Source organism: Paracoccus broussonetiae, from assembly GCF_031854425.1.
GTDB classification, from domain to species: Bacteria; Pseudomonadota; Alphaproteobacteria; order Rhodobacterales; family Rhodobacteraceae; genus Paracoccus; species Paracoccus broussonetiae.
In genome coordinates, this window is record NZ_JAVRQI010000002.1 from 197,078 (window position 1) to 214,263 (window position 17,186).

Genomic DNA, 17,186 nt, shown 5'->3' on the forward strand with positions numbered 1-17,186 from the left:
TGTTTACCTTGCGTCGAATATGACTTCAAAATGAACCCATCACTGCCTTGGCCGGCCTGAATCCGGTCACAATCCCGAAAGAATACTGCGCTTGTATCGGGGCGATGCCTTGGGCGTCCCCCGGAGCTGTCCCGCCCCCCGGCCGGATATTCGAAAGACGGAGGTGAGAAGTCACGATGGTCAGACCCGAACGAACATTGCTTGCTGCCGGCGCGCTGCTGGTGACCCTGATCTCGACGCCGGCGATTGCGGCCGAGACGGCCCCAGAAACGCTGTTCACGGACGTGCGGGTCTATGATGGCAAGGGCGACAGCCTCAGCGCGCCGACCTCGGTGCTGGTGCGCGGAAATCTGGTGGCGGAGATCGGCGATGACGCCACGGCCGGGGCCGATGCGGCCGTGATCGACGGCGGCGGGCGGACCCTGATGCCGGGGCTGATCGACGCACATTGGCACACGATGCTGATCCGCCAGACACCCGAACAGATGCTGTTTGGCGATATCGGCCTGATCAACCTGCTGGCCGGGGCCGAGGCAACGGCCACGCTGATGCGCGGGTTTACCACGGTGCGCGACCTCGGTGGCCCCTCATTCGGACTGAAACAGGCCATCGATTCCGGTGTCGTGCCGGGTCCCCGGATCTGGCCCTCGGGTGCGATCATCTCTGTCACCAGCGGGCATGGGGATTTCCGTCCGCTGAGTGATCTGCCCCGCGACAGCTCTAAACCGCTGTCCAGGGTAGAAGACCTGGGCGGCGCCATGATCGCGGACAGCCCTGACGAGGTGCGCCAGCGCGCGCGCGAACAGTTGATGCTGGGGGCAAGCCAGATCAAGCTGACCGCGGGCGGTGGAGTCGCCTCTCCTCACAGCCCGATCGACGTGTCGACCTTTACCCCCGAAGAGCTGGGCGCGGCTGTCGAGGCGGCATCGAACTGGGGAACCTATGTCACGGTGCACGCCTATACCTCGGCCGCGGTGCGCCGGGCGATCGATGCCGGCGTGAAGGTGATCGAGCACGGCCAGCTGATCGACGAGGACACGGCCAAATACATGGCCGAAAAAGGCATCTGGCTGTCGGCGCAACCGATCACGCATGAATTTTTCGGCGGCATGTTCCCGCCCGGCTCGGATCAGGACCAGAAGGCCGCAGAGGTCATGGAGGGCACCGACCGCCTTTACAAGCTGGCCAAGAAATACAACCTGAAGCTGGCCTTTGGCACCGATGTCCTGTTCTCGGAAGCGATGGCTCGCCAGCAGGGGCGGATGCTTGTGTCGTTGAAGCAATGGTTCACGCCCGCCGAAATCCTGCGCCAGGCAACATCGACGAATGCCGAACTGCTTCAGCTTTCCGGCCTGCGCAGTCCCTACAAGGGCAAGCTTGGGGTGGTCGAGGAAGGCGCGTTTGCCGATCTGCTGCTGGTCGACGGCGACCCGCTTGCCAATATCGACCTGCTCGCTGACGCAGAGCGCAACCTGCTGATCATCATGAAGGACGGCAGGATCTACAAGAATACCCTGTCGGAGTAGATTGTCGCATCGGCAGGGAAACCAGAAGCCCGGTCGTGGGTGCCAGGATTCCCTGCCTTTGCAGCCGAATTGCAATTGCCCGACCGTCAGGCGGGCGATTGCGGGTCATCGGCGGGTGCTTAGCACCCCATCCGGTGGCCCATCGCGCCGCCGCCAAGCGCGCCTGCCGCCATGGCGATATCCCGGCCCTTGCCGCCGCCAATGGCGCTGCCAAGGCCCGCGCCCACCGCTGCGCCGCCGGCCGTCGATGCGCCGCAACGCATTGCCGCTTGCTGCTGCGGAGTGGGGTTGCACGCTGCCAAGGCAAGTACTGCACCCAGGCTGATAATGACTGCTTTGATCAATTCGATCTCCTGCCTGTCCCGTTTCATTGAAGCACGGCCGCATTCTGCGACCGTGGCGCGGCCAAACTCTGCCTTGGCGCGGTCAGTGTCAATCAACCCGGCCATGCCGATCGGCGGAAAACCGACAGCCTTGCGACCTAGTCCGAGACCTTTTTCACGAATTGCGATTTCAGGCCGATCTGGCCAAAGCCGGGCACCTTGCAGTCGATATCGTGATCGCCATCCACCAGGCGGATGCCGCGAACCTTGGTGCCAACCTTGATGACGCTTGAAGACCCCTTGACCTTCAGGTCCTTGATGACCGTCACCGTGTCCCCATCCGCCAGCAGGTTGCCCACGCTGTCGCGGATCTCGGACCCGGCATCCGAGGCGGCAGGCGACCACTCGTGTCCGCATTCGGGGCAGGCAAGCAGGGAATCCGCCTCATATGTATAGGCAGAACGGCATTCGGGGCACGGGGGCAAGGTTTCGGTCATGGCTTCGCCCATAGCGCGACACGCACCAGAAGGACAGCCCGGGGTTCCCGTTGTCAGGGCCGCCGCTTTTCCAGGCGGATGTCACCAGCGTCTGCCTGGCGTTCGTTGCTCCAGCCAAGGTGGCGATAGAAACCCGCCGCGCGGGTGGCCTTGCCCGTCTCAAGCCATGCGACCGGGTGGTTTGCGAACAAGGCGTCCTCGGCCGCCTTGACCAGCTTGCGGCCAATCCCCTGCCCTTCATGCACGGGCAGGACGAAGGCAGCGAACAGCGATCCGGTGTCAGGGTCGATCATCGAGAAACCGACAACCTGCCCGTCCTTGTCAGCCACCCAGGCGCAAGGCGACGCCAGGATCATCGCAGTGATCGAGGCGGGCGTAATGCCCATCTCGGCCAGTTCGGCCGTGGTCAGCTGGTTTTCGGTCACCGAGGTCCGGATATGGAAGATGGCGGGAACGTCAGCTGGCGTCGCGGGCCTGATCTGCATGTCGGGATGTCCTGCATATGCGTGGGCGTTCACCCCAAAGACCGGAAAGCAGCCCTGCGGACAAGGCCACTTTCCGTTGTCACCTGTCCCGCGGATCAGTGATGGGCCAGAATCTCGCCGAGGAAGGCGCGAGTCCGCGCGTGGCCCGGATTGTGGAAGAAGGTTTCGGGGTCGTTTTCCTCGATGATCTCGCCATCGGCCATGAAGATCACCCGGTCAGCGACCTGCCGGGCAAAGCCCATTTCATGCGTCACGCAGATCATGGTCATGCCGTCGCGCGCCAGCCCGATCATGGTGTCCAGCACCTCCTTGACCATTTCGGGGTCAAGCGCGCTGGTCGGTTCGTCGAAAAGCATGGCTTTCGGTTCCATGCACAGCGCGCGGGCAATGGCCACACGCTGCTGCTGGCCGCCCGAAAGCTGTGCCGGATACTTGTCCGCCTGGTTCCCGATACGGACGCGGTCAAGATAGCGCCGCGCCGTCGCCTCGGCATCCGCGCGGGACTGCTTGCGCACACGCATCGGGGCCAGGATGCAGTTTTCCAGCACCGTCTTATGCGGGAACAGGTTGAACTGCTGGAAGACCATCCCGACCTCGCAGCGCACCGCGTCGACGGCCTTCTGGCTGTCGTTCAGGCGATGGCCCGATACGGTGATTTCGCCGCTCTGGATGGTTTCCAGATGGTTGATGCAGCGGATCAGGGTGGACTTGCCCGACCCCGAAGGCCCGCACAGCACGATCTTTTCACCCTTGCGGACCGTCAGGTCGACGGATTTCAGCGCGTGGAAGGAACCATACCATTTATCGACCTTGCGCATCTCGATCATGGCGGCTCCGTCCTTCTGGGACTGGTCCATCTGTCATCCTTCCCTATTTCGAGACGCCGGCCGACATGCGGCGTTCAAGGTAACGGCCGTAAAGCGAGAGCGGCCAGCAAATTGCGAAATACATGACGCCGACCACGCCGAAGACGATCAGCGGCTTGTAGATCTGGTTCGAGACGATCACCCCCGCGCGGGCCAGTTCGACAAACCCGACGATTGCCGCCAGCGAGGTGCCCTTGAGCAGTTGCACAAGAAAGCCGACCGTCGCTGGCAGCGACAGCTTGAATGCCTGCGGCAGGATCACGTCGAACATGCGGCTGCGGGCGTGCAGGCCAAGCGCATTCGCGGCCTCGGTCTGGCCCTTGGGCACGGACTGGATCGCGCCGCGCCAGATCTCGCCCAGAAATGCGCTGGCATGGGCGTTCAGCGCGAATGCGACGGCGGCCCAGGCGGGGACGTCGAAGCCCATCAGCGGCAAACCGAAATATGCCACGAAAAGCTGCATCAGCAGCGGCGTTCCCTGAAACAACCCGATCCAGGCAATCGCGGGATAACGCAGCCAGGCCCGTGACGAGACCCTCATCAGGGCCACGATCATGCCAAAGATGATCCCGCCGATGAAGCCGATGGCGGTCAGGATCAGCGTCCATCCCAACCCCTGCACGAGATAGGTAAGCTCTTGCGGTCCCATGTCGTCCTCCGTTCAGCGGTCAGGATAGTTGAAGGCACGCCGCCCGATGGCTGCGAGCGCCCACATCGTGATCAGCGAAATCACGAGATAGATCATGGTCAGCGTGAAATAGACTTCGAAGCTGCGGAAGGTTTCGGCCTCGATGCGCTGCCCGACCGAGGTCAACTCATAGGCCGAGATCGAGGTGCAGATCGCCGTGGTCAGCGTCAGCAGGATGAACTGACTGGACAGCGAGGGATAGATCGCCTTCAGCGCGGGCTTCAGGACGATCATGCGGAACACCTCGCCCCTGTGAAGCCCCAGCGCAAGCCCGGCTTCGGTCTGGCCCTTCGGAATGCTTTCGACACCGCCCCGGATGATCTCGATCGCATAGGCTCCGCCATTCAGCCCAAGCGCCAGGATTGCCGTCACCGTGGGGTTCAGGCGGATGCCGGCCAGTGGCAAGGCGAAGAAGATGAAATAGATCTGCACCAGGAACGGCGTATTGCGGATGATTTCGACAAAAGCCGTCACAAGGAAGCTGGAGAGCCACCTTTGGGCGCGCAGGATTGCGACCCCGCCCACGCCGATGATCATGGCAAGGATCATGCCGCAGACGGCCAGCAGCATCGTGCCCAGCACCCCGTAAAACAGGGCTGGCCAGGCATTCGCCACCACGCTGAAATCAAGTGTCATCTGCCCCTCCCCCTTGGCATATGGACCTATTCATCCCATTCCGGTTCCCAGTCGAAGCGCGAGAACCGTTCGCCCCGCGCCAGACCGTGAATGGCGCGCATATCCTCGTCATCCAGCTCGAAGTCGAAGATCTGAAGGTTCGCGCGCATGTTTTCGGGCCGGGAAGAACGCGGGATCGCGCCGACATGGTCCTGCTGGACCAGCCAGCGCAGCGTGACCTGCCCGGCGGATTTCCCGTGCTTCGCCCCGATCCGGTTCAGCAGGTCGGACTGGAATACCTTGCCCCGCGCGATCGGCTGATAGGCATTCAGCAGCATGTCGGCGCGGCGCATCCGTGCCAGCAGCTTCTCCTGCGAAAGATAGGGGTGATACTCGACCTGGTTGCAAAACAGATCGGCCTTGTGCACGTCCAGCGCCTCGTCAAGAAGCGCCACGGTGAAGTTGCTGACGCCGATCAGGCGCGTGCGCCCCCGCGCGCGCTCCTCGGCAAATGCGGCGAGTGTTTCACCCAACGGAACCTCGCGCGTCGGCCAGTGGACCAGAAGCAGGTCCACCTGATCGAAACCAAGCCGGTCAAGGCTTTCGTCCAGCCGCGCGTGGATGTTGTCGGGCGCAAGGTTGTCGAACCAGATCTTGGTGGTAACGAACAGCTCGTCCCGCGCCACGCCCGAGGCGCGGATCGCGCGGCCAACCTCGCGTTCGTTGCCGTAGCGGATGGCGGTGTCGATCTGGCGATAGCCCATCTCGATGGCCGCGCGGATCGCGTCCTCACCGGCGCTGCCGACCAGCTCGAAGGTTCCAAAACCAAGGGCGGGGATCCTTTCGCCGCGAATGGTCTTCCACATCATGACCGGGCCCCTTTCCGGACTGGTTGCGGGTCCAGCACGTGCAGCGCTGCTTCACGCAGCAGGCCTGCCCATGCCTCGGGTGTCATGCCCGCCGATTGGCGGTCGTTCGGAACCTCGACCGCGACGGGCAGATCGCCGGGCAGCGCCCCGAAGATCGCGCCAAGGTCGATCCCGCCCTGTCCCGGCACCAGCCTTTCGTGCCGGGCAGCAAAATTCAGCGCATCGCGGGTCGACGGAATTTCGGCGGGGCCGTCGCAGATCTGGCCATAGTTCAACCACTCACGCGGAATGGACGCGATCTCTGCCGGGGTGACACGGGCGCGAGAGACGTGCAGCGCATCGACGATCACGCCCTGATTGGGCTGGCCGGCGGCGCGCAGGACCCGCAGCGCGGCGGCAAGGTCCGCCAGATCGGACTGCGGCATGAATTCAAGGTCGGCAGACAGGGCAAACGGGGCCGCTGCCTCGCAAAGCGCCACAAATGAAGCGGTCAGGCGCGCCTCATCCGGGTCATCGCCAGCAACCAGAATGGCGCGGGCGCCCAGATCGGCCGAGGCTTCAAGGAAGGGCAGATATGCCCCGGCGCTGAAATCCGGGGCCAGGCGGATCATCTCGACGTCAAAGACCCCGATGCCGCTGTCGTCAAGCTGGCGGCGCAGTGCCCGGCGACGGATGGCATCCTCCATCAGCGGAAAAGCGATCCCGCCGGGCGCCGCGGGCAGCATCCGCAGGCCGACGAAATCATAGCCGGTCACCGCCGCGACCCGCGCCGCCTTTTCGGGGGGCGCGGACAGGCAGGACAGGAAGGAAAGTGACAGGGCGCGGTTCATGCGACGGCCCTTTGTCCGGCGGTGGCCAGCATCTCGTCCAGCGTGACGGTGCGGTCCTCGCGCGCGGCCATTTCGACGGCCAGGGTGGCGGCCAGCGTCGCCAGCCCGTCGCGTGCCGAGATCAGCGGCGCCGCTTCGCGCCGGATCACGGCAAGAAAATGGTCGAGCTGATTGACATAGGTGCGCGATCCATCGCCGGGGCGATGCTCGCGCAGCAGGGGATGCTGCCAGTGGTGGTCCTGTTCGGCGTGACGCCACAGATACATGTCGGACACCGACAGCGCGGCCTTGCGTCCGGCGATGAACAGGCACGGTCCGGGTTGCGACGGATGATAAAGGGCCTGACCCGAGCAATATTCCCAGGCCCACGGACTGACCGCGGCATCCGAGATGACGAAGCTGCCGAGCACGCCATTGCGGAAGCGGATGGCGATGCTGGCCGTATCCTCGACCGCAAAACCCCGAACCGCCGACGAGGTGAAGGCACGCACGCTTTCGATCTCTCCGACCAAGTGGCGGAGCGCGTCGATGTCGTGGATCAGGTTGATGAGCAGTGGCCCGCCACCGGGCTGGCGACGCCATTCAGCCTGAAAATAGGGCTCTGGCTTGTCAAACAGGGTCATCCCGTTGACAGCGACCAGGCCGCCAAGTTCGCCAGCGGCGATGCTTTTCTTGGCCGCGCGGATATCGGGGCTGTGCCGGCGGTGATGGCCGACCAGTACCGGGACACCCCGGTCCTCGGACGCCTCGGCGATGCGCGCTCCGGCGGCGACGGTATCCGCCACCGGCTTTTCGACCAGGCTGGCAATGCCGCGATCGATGCAGGCCAAAGCTGCGGCTTCGTGGAGGCGATTGGGCAGGGCGATGATCGCACCGTCGGGACGGGTCTTTTCCAGCGCCTCGACGTAAGCGGAGAAATGCGGAACGGAAAGCCGCTCGGCAAGTGCCTTCCCCTCGGGCGAGGGATCACAGATGGCGGCCAGTTCCGCGCCCGGATGGGTCTGGATCAGTTCGGCATGTTCGCGGCCGATCAGGCCGGCACCCAGCAAGGCAATGCGGATCATTGGGTCCACTCCTTCATCGCCCGCAGGGCAAGCCGGTATCCAAAGGCGCCGAAGCCCGCCATGACCGCGGTGGCCGTGCGCGAGACCAGAGATTTGTGATAGATCTCTTCGCGCTGATGCACGTTCGAGATGTGGAGTTCGATCTTCGGCTTGTCGAAGGTCTTCAGCGCGTCAAGGATCGCGATCGAGGTGAAGGTATATCCGGCCGGGTTGATGACGATGCCGTCGGCCTGGGTCCGGGCCTCATGGATCCACTGAATGATCTCGCCTTCAAAATTAGACTGGCGGAAGACGACCTCCAGCCCCAGTTCGGCGGCATCGGCCTCGCACCACTCGCGGATCTGGTCCAGCGTGATATGGCCGTAAATCTCGGGCTCGCGCTGACCCAGAAGGTTCAGGTTCGGGCCGTTCAGGACATAGATCTTTCGCATCGTCAGCCTTCGCACATGTTCGGTCGGCTGGCAGCCGCATCGCGCGGCTGCCATCGTTCTTGTCACCGGCACGGGGCCGGTCGATTACTGGACGGTATAGGGGACGCCTTCGAGCGAGGCGGGGAATTGCGGCAACCCGGCCCCCAGCCATTTCTGGCTGATCGCCTCAAGCCGGCCGTCGGCCTTGATCTTCTGGATGAAGGCGTTCAGCCAGTCGTTCGCTTCCTTGTCGCCGGGCTTGGTGGCAACGCCCATCCACTGCTCCTGGAATACGACCTTCTGTTCGAAGTCGTTGCCCGGCGCAGCCTTGTCGAGGTTGATCTTGTAGGTGGTGTTGCCACCGATCGCATCGACCTGACCCGAGACGAGCGCCTGCATGGTCGAGCTGTCATCGTCAAAGCGGCGGATGTTCGGCACGTCGCCCAGAAGCTTGGTGATGGCCGTGTCCTGCGCCGCGCCGCGCGGAACGCCGATGTTCATGCTGCGCGCATCCTCGATCGTCTCGATCTTGTTCTTGGCGCTGGACAGCAGGATGATCTTCAGCCCGGCATAGGGTTCGGTGAACTGCACGACCTTGGCGCGTTCGGGATACATGCCCATCACGGCCATCTGGAGGTCGACCTTGCCGGTCAGCAGGTTGGGAATGCGCGCGGCGACCGCGCCCGGAACAAACTCGACCTTGACGCCAAGCTCATCGGCAATCAGGCGGGCCACGTCGACGTCATAGCCGATATTCTGACCGCTGGCATCGATCGAACCCCAGGGCGCCTGTTCGCCCATGACGCCGATGCGGACGACGCCGGCTTCCTTGATCTTTTCCAGTGTCTGGGCTTCTGCGTGCGAGCCGAAGCCCGCCAACCCCATCGCGGCAACCAGTCCAAGCGCGGCTGCGCGGAACGAGAATTTCAACGTCATTCTTCCTCCCCAGAAATTGAGACGACCTGTGTTGGGAACCCGCGCGGTCAACGATGGCCCGCGCAGTTGCTTATCGGGCGAATCCTCCATTCGCTCGTCCGTGTTAATCAACTAGTTGGTTAATGTCAACGACCGCGCTAGGATGATCCTGCTTCCAAAGCAAGGACGCGAGGCGGATGACATGACCAACAGCATTGATCTGAATGAAGAAACCAAGGTTGTTCCGGGGGAACGCGCCCCTGAACGGCGCCGTCGCGCCCTGCTTGATTCGGCGATCGAGGAGTTTTCGACCTTCGGCCTTGGTGGGGCCAGGGTCGATCGGATCGCGGATCGCGCCCGGACGAACAAGGCGATGGTCTATCATTACTTCGGCAGCAAGGAGGACCTTTACCTTGCTGCGCTTCGTGACATCTACGCCGGTATCCGCAAGGCAGAGATGGCGCTGGACCTCAGCCCGGAGCGTCCCGAAGAAGCCGTGACGCGGCTGATCGAGTTCACCTTCCGCTATTACATCGAACATCCGGCCTTCGTTCGCATCATCAATACCGAGAACCTGCACGGCGCGGCCCATCTCAAGGCGACGCGGGACATGACCGAGTTGAACCGGACGATACTGGATCAATTGGGGGCCATACTCGACAGCGGGGTCGAACTGGGCGTCTTTCGCCCCGGAATCGATGTGCTGGACCTGTACATCTCGATCTCTGCCCTCGGTTTCACCTATGTTTCGAACCGCCATACGCTTGAAGTCCTGTTCGGCCGCGAATTGCTGGCAGCCGACCGCGCCGAGGAGCGTTTGCGCACCATCACCGAGATGATCCTGCGCTATCTGCGGGCGGACTGACCGCCACGGATTGGAGTTGGCGATAATGCGCGACGGTCTGGGCGATGCCTTCGGAAAGCGACGTACGACGCGCGGGCCCCAGCAGATGAGCAAAGGACACGTCGCGAATTTCGGGCGCCATCGGCACTTCGGGGCCCGCAAAATTGATCCTGGCCCCCGGCACTTCCGTTAGGATCGCGGCGACAATTTCGGGCAGGTCGACAGTGCCACCGGTCAGCGGAAAGACATGTGCCCCATCGGCGCTCGATGTGGCCGCGGCGGCAAAGGCTGCAGCGACGTCGCCGACGAAGACCAGATCCTGAGGACCGGAGTAGCCGATGGTATAGGAACGACCCGCGACCGCTTCGCGGCAGGCAAGGGTGGGGCCGGCCGTCAGCCCGACCTCGCGGCCCGGGCCATAGACAATGGTGGGACGGAACCCGATGCTGGCGATCCCTTCGTCCAGCCAATAGGCGCGGGCCGATGCTTCACAGGCCAGCTTGAACGCCCCGTACTGGGTGACGGGATGGGGAACGGCGCCATCGTCGGGACCAAAGACCGCCGCGCTGCTGGCATAGACCACGCGGCGGATATCCTGTGCGCGGGCCGCCTGAAACACGTTCAGCGTGCCGATCACGTTCACCTGCGCGCCAAGCACCGGGTCTTGCCGACACGCCGGGGTCAACAGCGCGGCCAGATGAATGATCGCCGTGCAATCGCGCGCCGCGTCCAGCAGGGCGGCGGCATCGGTGATGTCACCCTGCACCCATTCCACCCGTCCGGCTTCGGCACCCGCAATCTCATGCAGCACACGGCGGTCAGTCGAGCGGTCGAAGATGCGGATCGCATGCCCTTGCCCCGCCAATTCGCGCAGGATCCAGGCCCCAAGAAAGCCGGCACCGCCGGTGATCAGGAAACGGCTCATGCCGCACCCTCCATGTCTTCCGAGGTCAGGGTAAAAGCCACATCATACAGGTTGATCTCGGCACCGGTCAGCAGGCCCGTCTGAAGTGCAAGGTCGCGCGCGCGGCCAACCGAGGCGACCAATCCGGGCCGGGACGATCCTTCGACCAGCAGCACCGCGTCGAAACCCTTCTCGGCCATTTCCGAGCGGATTTCCGTTTCGCGCGTGCGAACGGAGGAGACTTCGGCCCGTGCCACGCCCAGATGGACGGCCGCGACGCCGGGCAGTGACAGGATCGCATCGACCAGCGGCTGTGCTGCCCCCTGTTCAAGCCCGCTTTCGCCCCCGTCACCGGAGAAGGCGAAGCGTATGGTGGCCATGGCCCCACCATCGCCAAGCCCGGCATGAGCGATGCGGCGGCATGCGATGCGCAGGAAATTCTGAAAACTCGGCGCCACGTCCGAGGTCCAGGGGGTCGGATTGTTCAGACGCTCCAGATAGGCGGGCGAACGGAAGACCTCGACATCTTCTCCCGCATAGATGGTGCCGAAGACATAGCGCGCGGCATCGGGATCATGCAGGCGCTTTCCGGTGCGAAAGCCGGGGATCGACAGTCGTTCGGGCATGTGCTCACGCGTGTGCCACTCGATGTAGTTTTCCTGCGCGCCCTCGGCAATGTCATGCCAGATCGCCAGGAATGCGCCGCCCTTCAGTCCCATTCGGTATCCTCCGTCCCTTGATGTCGCGCTTGACAGGCCGCCTCCCCGCGCGCCAGTTAGGCTACTAGGATGTTAGTTGGCCGTCTTGTCAAGAACGATGAGTCGGAACGACCGGAGGGAGGGAAATCATGCAGACGCAGGAAACGCCGCGCGTGGCGATCGTGACCGGGGGGGCCGGGGGACTGGGCCTGCCCATTGCCCAAAGGTTGGCGGAAAAGGGCCATAAGGTCGCGATCTGGGACCTTGACGCCGAACGCGCCGAAACCGCCGCAGCGGGACTTCCGGGCGCGCGCGGGTATGCCGTCGACGTCACCGACCGTGACGCCGTGAATGCGGCGACCACCCGCGTGGTCGCGGATATGGGCCCGCTGGGGATTCTTGTGACCAGCGCGGGCCATAACGGACCACTGGCCCCCTTTGCCGACTATCCGCAAGAAGGGTGGGACTTCGTCATGTCGCTGAACCTGAACGCGGTGTTCCACTGCTGTCAGGCCGGCGTTCGCGAGATGCTGAAGACCGGCTATGGACGCATCGTCAACATCTCCTCGATTGCGGGGAAAGAGGGCAACCCGAATGCCGTCGCCTATTCCGCGTCCAAGGCTGGCGTGATCGGGTTGACGAAATCGGTCGGACGAGAGCTTGCGACGACCGGGATCCGGGTGAACTGCGTCGCCCCCGCCGCAATTGAGACCGAGATGATGCAGCAGCTGACGCCGGAGTTCCGGGCCTATGTCACCTCGAAAATCCCCGTGGGCCGTCTTGGCCGCGCGGATGAGGTTGCGGCGCTGGTCGCCTGGCTGGCATCCGAGGAATGCTCGTTCTCGACCGGGGCCGTCTTTGACGTCTCTGGCGGCCGCGCGACGTATTGAGGGGACAGGGGATGTATGCAGATCACCGGCTTTCGCTCGCCTATCTCACGGTCCAGGGTTGCCCGCCTTTGGATCACGTTCGCGCCGCAGCGGCCGCGGGTTACGACTCGGCCGGGTTGCGGCTGATCGCACCCCTTGGTCTGGACCTCGCCCATCCGATCGTGGGCGACAAGGCACTGATCGGACGGTTGAAAAGCATTTCCGCGGAGCTGGGTGTCGACTTCCTTGACGGAGAAGTCTTTACCCTGACCCCGGCTACAGATGTCCGTGAATGGCAGGCAGTGCTGGAAACTGCCGCAGAGTTGTCCATGCCGCTCATGCAGATCACGTCAGAGGATCCCGACCGCAACCGCGCTGCGGACAACCTGGCCCGTATCGCCGGCATGGCCGCGGATCACGGCATCGCCATGGCGATCGAGTTCATGCGCTGGCGCACCGCCGCGACGATCGAGGATGCGGCGGAACTGGCCGGGCTTTCAGGGGCACGGAATGTCGGCATCCTGCTTGACGCGCTGCATCTGTCGCGGTCGGGCGGCTCGCCTGCGGCCGTCGCCGCCCTTCCTTCCGACCTGATCCTGTATCTGCAACTGTGCGATGCCGGGGCGGACATGCCAGCCGACGATCCGTCATGCATCGCCGAGGCGCGCGGCGGGCGCCTGCAACCGGGCACCGGTGCGCTGTGGTTGCGCGAATTGATGGACGTTCTGCCTGCGGATATTGCGATCAGCGTCGAGACCCCGAACAGCGCCGATCATGCGCTGGACTTCACCCAGAAGGCACAAAAAGGGATGGATTTCAGCCGCCGTTTCCTTGCTTCGCTTGGGCGATAGTCAGTCCTCCAGCGGTCCGATGCCCTCCAGCACCGGGCCGCGCCCTGGCCGTGGCCCCACTGGCCATTCTTCCTTGAACCGGTCGGCCATCTTCAGAATGTGCTCGCCCAGCAGATCGCTTGCCCCGGCAAGGTCGCCCTGTTCTAGCAACGCGATGATCTGGAAATGCTCGGCGCTGGCGCGTTCCTGCGTGGGCGAGACGGCGCGATGCGAACGCAGTGCGGCGACCTTGCCGGCCACCATGCGATAGGCATCCAGCAAATAGGAATTCTCGCAATTCTCGATCATCGCGTCGTGATAGGCCATGTCGGCGCGCGCCGCCGCCAGCGTATCGCCCACATCCAGCGCCTTGCGCATCGCGTCGGCCGCATCCCCCATCGCAGCGAGGGTCACGCGGCGCTTTTCCCGGAACGCCAGATGCAACATCTCGACTTCGATCAGGCGCCGAAACTGGGCCAGATCTTCAATGTCGCGTGCGGTCGGCCAGAAGACAAAGCTGCCGCGCTGCGGCCGGACCACGATCAGACCTTGCTGTTCAAGGGCGGCGAAGGCCTTGCGAACCGGACTGCGGCTGACCCCCAGGCTAAGCGCCAGCTTGTCCTCGGACAAAAGCTGGCCCAGCTGCAGCTCTCCGTCCATGATGGCCCGGCGCAGGCGCTCAGTGATCCGCTCAGTCAGGAAGCCGCGAATACGGGGTTCGACCATCGGATCTCTCGTTGATGGCGGATGTTACCCTTGGGACACTAGTATGTCATGACTGACGCGGCAAGATCCGCGCCGCGGCCGATGGCTTGGGCGACGCGACGGGATCCGCCGCGCCGCGAAACGGATCAGCTTTCGCCAAGCCATTCCTTGATCCGGTCGGGATGGTCGGTGACAAATTTCTCGACCGCGGCCTCATACGAGGTTTCCTGAGCCTCGAACATGCCTGCCTCCAGTTCATCGATGGGCAGTTTCATCCGCGACAGGAAGGCCGCAACTTCGGGGTGGTCCGCCTTGAAATCCTTCGCGGCAAGGATGTTGACGGTCTCGGCCTCGCCCAGCGAGCCCTTGGGATCGTCGATATAGCGCAGATCATACTTGCCGAACATCCAATGCGGGCTCCAGGCGGTCGCGACGAACCATTTCTTGGAGCGCATGGCCCGATCCACCGTGGTCAGCATCCCGGCCTCGCTGGAGATCTGCAGCTGATAGTCCAGCCCGTAATCGCTGACCGCCTGCTGCGAAAGCCGCGTCAGGCCGGCGCCGGGATCGATGCCCTGAACCACACCGCCCAGCTTTTCCTTGACCTCGTCCTTCTTCAGATCCTCGATCGACGAAATCTCGCTTTCGGGGACATAGGCGGGAACGACCCAGCCCAGCTTCGCGCCGTCATAGATGACGCCAAGATTTTCGACGTCATCCTTGACCCGCGCGTAATAGTCGGCATGGGTTTCGGGTAGCCAGGCCATCATCATCAGGTCGATATCGCCGCGCGTCAGGCCCTGATACAGCGGCGCGATGTCGGTCTGGACCAGCTCGACCTTGGTATCCAGGTTGTCCTGAATGACCTTCTGGGCCAGTTTGGTGACGAATTCGGCGTCGGACCAGGCGGACCAGCCGATCTTGACCGGCTCGCCGCCTTGGGCAAAGGCGCCGGTGGCCGAGGCGCCTGCCGTCACGGCGGCCAGCGCAAGGGTTCTGAAAGTCTTGAACATGTGTTCTCCTTGTTTGGTTCAGGAGTTCGGGCGACGCGGACCAGGCGCCGCCACCGGGTTCGGCAGGGTCACTTGCGGGCGGGTTCACCCACCAGCGGCACACCGGCCGAGCGAAGGGAAAGGCGACGGAAGAAACCCGACCCGCCCTTACCAAAGCTTTGCGTGATGCGGTCCAGGATCACGGCAAGGATGACGACGGCAAGGCCGCCCTCGAACCCTGCGCCGACATCCAGCCGCTGGATGCCGGTCAGCACGTGATTGCCAAGCCCGCCCGCTCCGATCATCGAGGCGATGACGACCATCGACAGCGACAGCATGATGGTTTGGTTCACCCCCGCCATGATCGAAGCCATCGCGTTCGGCAACTGCACCTTGAACAGCAATTGCGAGGGGGTGCAGCCGAAGGCCAGACCCGCCTCGACATATTCGGGATCGACTTGACGGATGCCAAGGTTGGTCAGGCGTACGACCGGAGGCATCGCGAAGATCACTGTCGCAATGGTTCCCGGCACCACGCCAAGTCCAAAGAACATGGCCGCCGGGATCAGATAGACAAAGGCGGGCATCGTCTGCATCAGGTCAAGAATCGGCCTGACCAGCGACGCCGCGCGTTCCGAGCGGGCCATGCCGATGCCCAGCGGAATGCCCAGCACCACCGCGATCAGCGTTGCCGACAGGACCAGCGCCAGGGTCTGCATCATGCCCTGCCACAGACCCATGTGATGGACCAGCGACAGCGCAAGCAGCGCAAAGACCGCGAATTTCCACCCGACGCGCCATAGCGACAGCAGTGCAAGGATAGCGATACCCGCAAGCGGCGGGACCGCAACCAGCAGGTTTTCGACCCCGTTCGCGACAAAGCCGATCGCCGCGGCGATCGCGTCCAGCGCAGGGGTGAAATTGTCCAGAATGTAATTGACGACCATGTCGGCGCCCTGGCCGACACTGAAATCCAGCTTCATGATTTATCCGTTCCGTTCGGCTCAACCGGCGCGGTCAAGGGTTTCAAGAAGCGAGGATTTGCTGATCGAGCCGATGTAGCGGCCATCCTCTTCAACGACCGGCAGGGGCCAGCGGCTTTCGGCGACGCGGCCCAGGATATTGGACAGTGGCTCGGACGCCGGGATCGGATCACTTTCCCGCAGGAAGGCTTCGCGATAGGGATCCGGCGCATTCGCGCGCAGCTTCTCGACCAGCAAGTCCTGACCGATCATGCCGTGATAACGGCCGTCGCGCCCGACCAGCACGGCGAAGTCCAGGCTGGACCGTTCCATCTGCCGCAGCGCCGAAGCTGCCGAAACGCCCTGCCGCTCGATAATCGTCAGGCGACCCTTGCGGGCGATGTCGCGGGCCTTGAAGACCTGGCTGACATCGACATTGCGGAAGAACGACCGAACATAATCATTCGCCGGTTTCGAGACGATCTCGTCCGGGGTGCCGATCTGCACGATCCGGCCATGCTGCATGATGCAGATGCGATCACCGATGCGCATCGCCTCGTCGAGGTCATGGCTGACAAAGACGACAGTGCGACTGCTTTCGGCCTGCAGGCGCATCAGCTCATCCTGCATCTCGGTGCGGATTAGCGGGTCGAGCGCGGAAAACGCCTCGTCCATCAGCAGGACACCCGGTTCGCCGGCAAGCGCGCGGGCCAGACCGACGCGCTGCTTCATGCCGCCCGAAAGCTCGTCGGGACGGCTTTGGGCATAGGGTTTCAGGCCTACCGCCTCAAGCGCGGCCATCGCCTTGTCCTTGCGCTGCGCCTCGGGCATGCCCGAGACCTCAAGCCCGAAGGCCACGTTGTCCAGCACATTGCGGTTGGGCAGCAGGGCGAAGGACTGGAACACCATGCTCATCTCCCGGCGGCGCACCTCGATCAGGTCGCGCCGGGACATGCGCGTGATGTCCTGCCCTTCGATCTCGATGCTGCCGGAGGTCGGTTCGATCAGGCGGTTCAGCAACCGCAGCAACGTGGACTTGCCCGAACCCGACAAACCCATGATGACGAAAATCTCGCCCGAGTGGATTTCGAAACTGGCGTCATCGACGCCGATCGAGCATCCCGTGGTGGCGAGAATGTCGGTCTTGGCCTTTCCGGCCCTGGCCATTTTCAACGCATGGTCCGGCTCGTCGCCAAAGACCTTGTAGACGTTTCTTGCCCGAACTTTCACGCTGGGCGAACCAACGTGACCAGTCTGCAAATCTGTCAAAAGCTGACTCCAAATAATGATGGGC

General features: G+C 63.5%; 21 protein-coding genes. 4 read left to right on the forward strand and 17 right to left on the reverse strand.

The window, feature by feature from the left end; genetic code table 11:
- Positions 1-176: 176 nt before the first annotated feature.
- Positions 177-1,526: a metal-dependent hydrolase family protein gene (locus RM190_RS03475; protein ID WP_311758009.1), complete on the forward strand. Its 1,350-nt coding sequence runs from the start codon at positions 177-179 to the stop codon at positions 1,524-1,526.
- A 119-nt stretch (positions 1,527-1,645) separates the two neighbouring features.
- Here the strand turns inward: RM190_RS03475 and RM190_RS03480 are convergent, their stop codons facing one another.
- From RM190_RS03480 to RM190_RS03530, 11 genes are all read right to left on the reverse strand, one after another.
- Positions 1,646-1,975, reverse strand: coding sequence for a glycine zipper 2TM domain-containing protein (locus RM190_RS03480; RefSeq protein WP_311758010.1), 330 nt, complete (start codon positions 1,973-1,975; stop codon positions 1,646-1,648).
- A gap of 32 nt (positions 1,976-2,007) precedes the next feature.
- Positions 2,008-2,346: a zinc ribbon domain-containing protein YjdM gene (locus RM190_RS03485; RefSeq protein WP_311758011.1), complete on the reverse strand. Its 339-nt coding sequence runs from the start codon at positions 2,344-2,346 to the stop codon at positions 2,008-2,010.
- 53 nt (positions 2,347-2,399) lie between these two features.
- A complete protein-coding gene (locus tag RM190_RS03490; protein WP_311758012.1) occupies positions 2,400-2,831 on the reverse strand; it encodes a GNAT family N-acetyltransferase in 432 nt (143 codons plus the stop codon).
- 95 nt (positions 2,832-2,926) lie between these two features.
- Positions 2,927-3,688: an amino acid ABC transporter ATP-binding protein gene (locus RM190_RS03495; protein ID WP_311758013.1), complete on the reverse strand. Its 762-nt coding sequence runs from the start codon at positions 3,686-3,688 to the stop codon at positions 2,927-2,929.
- A gap of 13 nt (positions 3,689-3,701) precedes the next feature.
- Positions 3,702-4,346 (reverse strand): amino acid ABC transporter permease, encoded by a 645-nt coding sequence (locus RM190_RS03500; protein ID WP_311758014.1) that lies wholly within the window; start codon positions 4,344-4,346, stop codon positions 3,702-3,704.
- Positions 4,347-4,358: 12 nt separating this feature from the next.
- Positions 4,359-5,021: an amino acid ABC transporter permease gene (locus RM190_RS03505; protein ID WP_311758015.1), complete on the reverse strand. Its 663-nt coding sequence runs from the start codon at positions 5,019-5,021 to the stop codon at positions 4,359-4,361.
- Between the two features lie 26 nt (positions 5,022-5,047).
- Positions 5,048-5,869 carry an aldo/keto reductase gene (locus RM190_RS03510; protein WP_311758016.1) on the reverse strand — a complete coding sequence of 274 codons (822 nt, stop codon included), beginning with the start codon at positions 5,867-5,869 and terminating at the stop codon, positions 5,048-5,050.
- Entirely contained in the window at positions 5,866-6,699 is an 834-nt protein-coding gene (locus RM190_RS03515) for a sugar phosphate isomerase/epimerase family protein (protein WP_311758017.1), read from the reverse strand. Before RM190_RS03515 ends, RM190_RS03510 begins: the two co-directional genes overlap by 4 nt.
- The gene (locus RM190_RS03520) at positions 6,696-7,763 is read right to left on the reverse strand and encodes a Gfo/Idh/MocA family protein (RefSeq protein WP_311758018.1); all 1,068 of its coding nucleotides are present in this window, start codon (positions 7,761-7,763) and stop codon (positions 6,696-6,698) included. The genes RM190_RS03515 and RM190_RS03520 overlap by 4 nt, the downstream gene beginning before the upstream one ends.
- Complete coding sequence (gene aroQ, locus RM190_RS03525) at positions 7,760-8,194, reverse strand: type II 3-dehydroquinate dehydratase (protein WP_311758019.1); 435 nt, start codon at positions 8,192-8,194, stop codon at positions 7,760-7,762. Before aroQ ends, RM190_RS03520 begins: the two co-directional genes overlap by 4 nt.
- Positions 8,195-8,278: 84 nt before the next feature.
- On the reverse strand, positions 8,279-9,109 hold the full coding sequence (locus RM190_RS03530; protein ID WP_311758020.1) for a transporter substrate-binding domain-containing protein: 831 nt from the start codon (positions 9,107-9,109) through the stop codon (positions 8,279-8,281).
- Positions 9,110-9,290: 181 nt separating this feature from the next.
- Here RM190_RS03530 and RM190_RS03535 point away from each other — a divergent pair, with 181 nt between their 5' ends.
- Complete coding sequence (locus tag RM190_RS03535) at positions 9,291-9,953, forward strand: TetR/AcrR family transcriptional regulator (protein WP_311758021.1); 663 nt, start codon at positions 9,291-9,293, stop codon at positions 9,951-9,953.
- Here the strand turns inward: RM190_RS03535 and RM190_RS03540 are convergent.
- Positions 9,916-10,857: an NAD-dependent epimerase/dehydratase family protein gene (locus RM190_RS03540; protein ID WP_311758022.1), complete on the reverse strand. Its 942-nt coding sequence runs from the start codon at positions 10,855-10,857 to the stop codon at positions 9,916-9,918. The two genes, RM190_RS03535 and RM190_RS03540, sit on opposite strands and share 38 nt — an antisense overlap.
- Positions 10,854-11,555: a hypothetical protein gene (locus RM190_RS03545; protein ID WP_311758023.1), complete on the reverse strand. Its 702-nt coding sequence runs from the start codon at positions 11,553-11,555 to the stop codon at positions 10,854-10,856. Before RM190_RS03545 ends, RM190_RS03540 begins: the two co-directional genes overlap by 4 nt.
- A gap of 128 nt (positions 11,556-11,683) precedes the next feature.
- On the opposite strand from RM190_RS03545, the gene RM190_RS03550 reads away from it, so the two are divergent.
- The gene (locus RM190_RS03550; protein ID WP_311758024.1) at positions 11,684-12,424 is read left to right on the forward strand and encodes an SDR family NAD(P)-dependent oxidoreductase; all 741 of its coding nucleotides are present in this window, start codon (positions 11,684-11,686) and stop codon (positions 12,422-12,424) included.
- A gap of 11 nt (positions 12,425-12,435) precedes the next feature.
- Positions 12,436-13,254 (forward strand): sugar phosphate isomerase/epimerase family protein, encoded by an 819-nt coding sequence (locus tag RM190_RS03555; protein WP_311758025.1) that lies wholly within the window; start codon positions 12,436-12,438, stop codon positions 13,252-13,254.
- Here RM190_RS03555 and RM190_RS03560 read toward each other — a convergent pair whose 3' ends face one another.
- The 4 genes from RM190_RS03560 to proV form a co-directional block, all read right to left on the reverse strand.
- Positions 13,255-13,959, reverse strand: a complete 705-nt coding sequence (locus RM190_RS03560; RefSeq protein ID WP_311758026.1) for a GntR family transcriptional regulator — start codon at positions 13,957-13,959, stop codon at positions 13,255-13,257.
- A gap of 125 nt (positions 13,960-14,084) precedes the next feature.
- The gene (locus tag RM190_RS03565; protein ID WP_311758027.1) at positions 14,085-14,951 is read right to left on the reverse strand and encodes a glycine betaine ABC transporter substrate-binding protein; all 867 of its coding nucleotides are present in this window, start codon (positions 14,949-14,951) and stop codon (positions 14,085-14,087) included.
- A gap of 68 nt (positions 14,952-15,019) precedes the next feature.
- Positions 15,020-15,913 carry an ABC transporter permease gene (locus tag RM190_RS03570; RefSeq protein WP_311758028.1) on the reverse strand — a complete coding sequence of 298 codons (894 nt, stop codon included), beginning with the start codon at positions 15,911-15,913 and terminating at the stop codon, positions 15,020-15,022.
- 21 nt (positions 15,914-15,934) lie between these two features.
- Entirely contained in the window at positions 15,935-17,122 is a 1,188-nt protein-coding gene (gene proV, locus RM190_RS03575; RefSeq protein WP_311758029.1) for a glycine betaine/L-proline ABC transporter ATP-binding protein ProV, read from the reverse strand.
- Positions 17,123-17,186: the final 64 nt, after the last annotated feature.

Bases quoted from the DNA above. Each gene is read 5' to 3' on its own strand.
- RM190_RS03515 (WP_311758017.1), bottom strand. From the start codon at position 6,699: ATGAACCGCGCCCTGTCACTTTCCTTCCTGTCCTGCCTGTCCGCGCCC.
- RM190_RS03490 (WP_311758012.1), bottom strand. From the start codon at position 2,831: ATGCAGATCAGGCCCGCGACGCCAGCTGACGTTCCCGCCATCTTCCAT.
- RM190_RS03505 (WP_311758015.1), bottom strand. From the start codon at position 5,021: ATGACACTTGATTTCAGCGTGGTGGCGAATGCCTGGCCAGCCCTGTTT.
- RM190_RS03565 (WP_311758027.1), bottom strand. From the start codon at position 14,951: ATGTTCAAGACTTTCAGAACCCTTGCGCTGGCCGCCGTGACGGCAGGC.
- RM190_RS03570 (WP_311758028.1), bottom strand. From the start codon at position 15,913: ATGAAGCTGGATTTCAGTGTCGGCCAGGGCGCCGACATGGTCGTCAAT.
- RM190_RS03500 (WP_311758014.1), bottom strand. From the start codon at position 4,346: ATGGGACCGCAAGAGCTTACCTATCTCGTGCAGGGGTTGGGATGGACG.
- RM190_RS03475 (WP_311758009.1), top strand. From the start codon at position 177: ATGGTCAGACCCGAACGAACATTGCTTGCTGCCGGCGCGCTGCTGGTG.
- RM190_RS03510 (WP_311758016.1), bottom strand. From the start codon at position 5,869: ATGATGTGGAAGACCATTCGCGGCGAAAGGATCCCCGCCCTTGGTTTT.
- RM190_RS03485 (WP_311758011.1), bottom strand. From the start codon at position 2,346: ATGACCGAAACCTTGCCCCCGTGCCCCGAATGCCGTTCTGCCTATACA.
- RM190_RS03555 (WP_311758025.1), top strand. From the start codon at position 12,436: ATGTATGCAGATCACCGGCTTTCGCTCGCCTATCTCACGGTCCAGGGT.
- RM190_RS03550 (WP_311758024.1), top strand. From the start codon at position 11,684: ATGCAGACGCAGGAAACGCCGCGCGTGGCGATCGTGACCGGGGGGGCC.
- RM190_RS03560 (WP_311758026.1), bottom strand. From the start codon at position 13,959: ATGGTCGAACCCCGTATTCGCGGCTTCCTGACTGAGCGGATCACTGAG.
- RM190_RS03545 (WP_311758023.1), bottom strand. From the start codon at position 11,555: ATGGGACTGAAGGGCGGCGCATTCCTGGCGATCTGGCATGACATTGCC.
- aroQ (WP_311758019.1), bottom strand. From the start codon at position 8,194: ATGCGAAAGATCTATGTCCTGAACGGCCCGAACCTGAACCTTCTGGGT.
- RM190_RS03530 (WP_311758020.1), bottom strand. From the start codon at position 9,109: ATGACGTTGAAATTCTCGTTCCGCGCAGCCGCGCTTGGACTGGTTGCC.
- RM190_RS03540 (WP_311758022.1), bottom strand. From the start codon at position 10,857: ATGAGCCGTTTCCTGATCACCGGCGGTGCCGGCTTTCTTGGGGCCTGG.
- RM190_RS03480 (WP_311758010.1), bottom strand. From the start codon at position 1,975: ATGGCCGGGTTGATTGACACTGACCGCGCCAAGGCAGAGTTTGGCCGC.
- RM190_RS03495 (WP_311758013.1), bottom strand. From the start codon at position 3,688: ATGGACCAGTCCCAGAAGGACGGAGCCGCCATGATCGAGATGCGCAAG.
- RM190_RS03535 (WP_311758021.1), top strand. From the start codon at position 9,291: ATGACCAACAGCATTGATCTGAATGAAGAAACCAAGGTTGTTCCGGGG.
- RM190_RS03520 (WP_311758018.1), bottom strand. From the start codon at position 7,763: ATGATCCGCATTGCCTTGCTGGGTGCCGGCCTGATCGGCCGCGAACAT.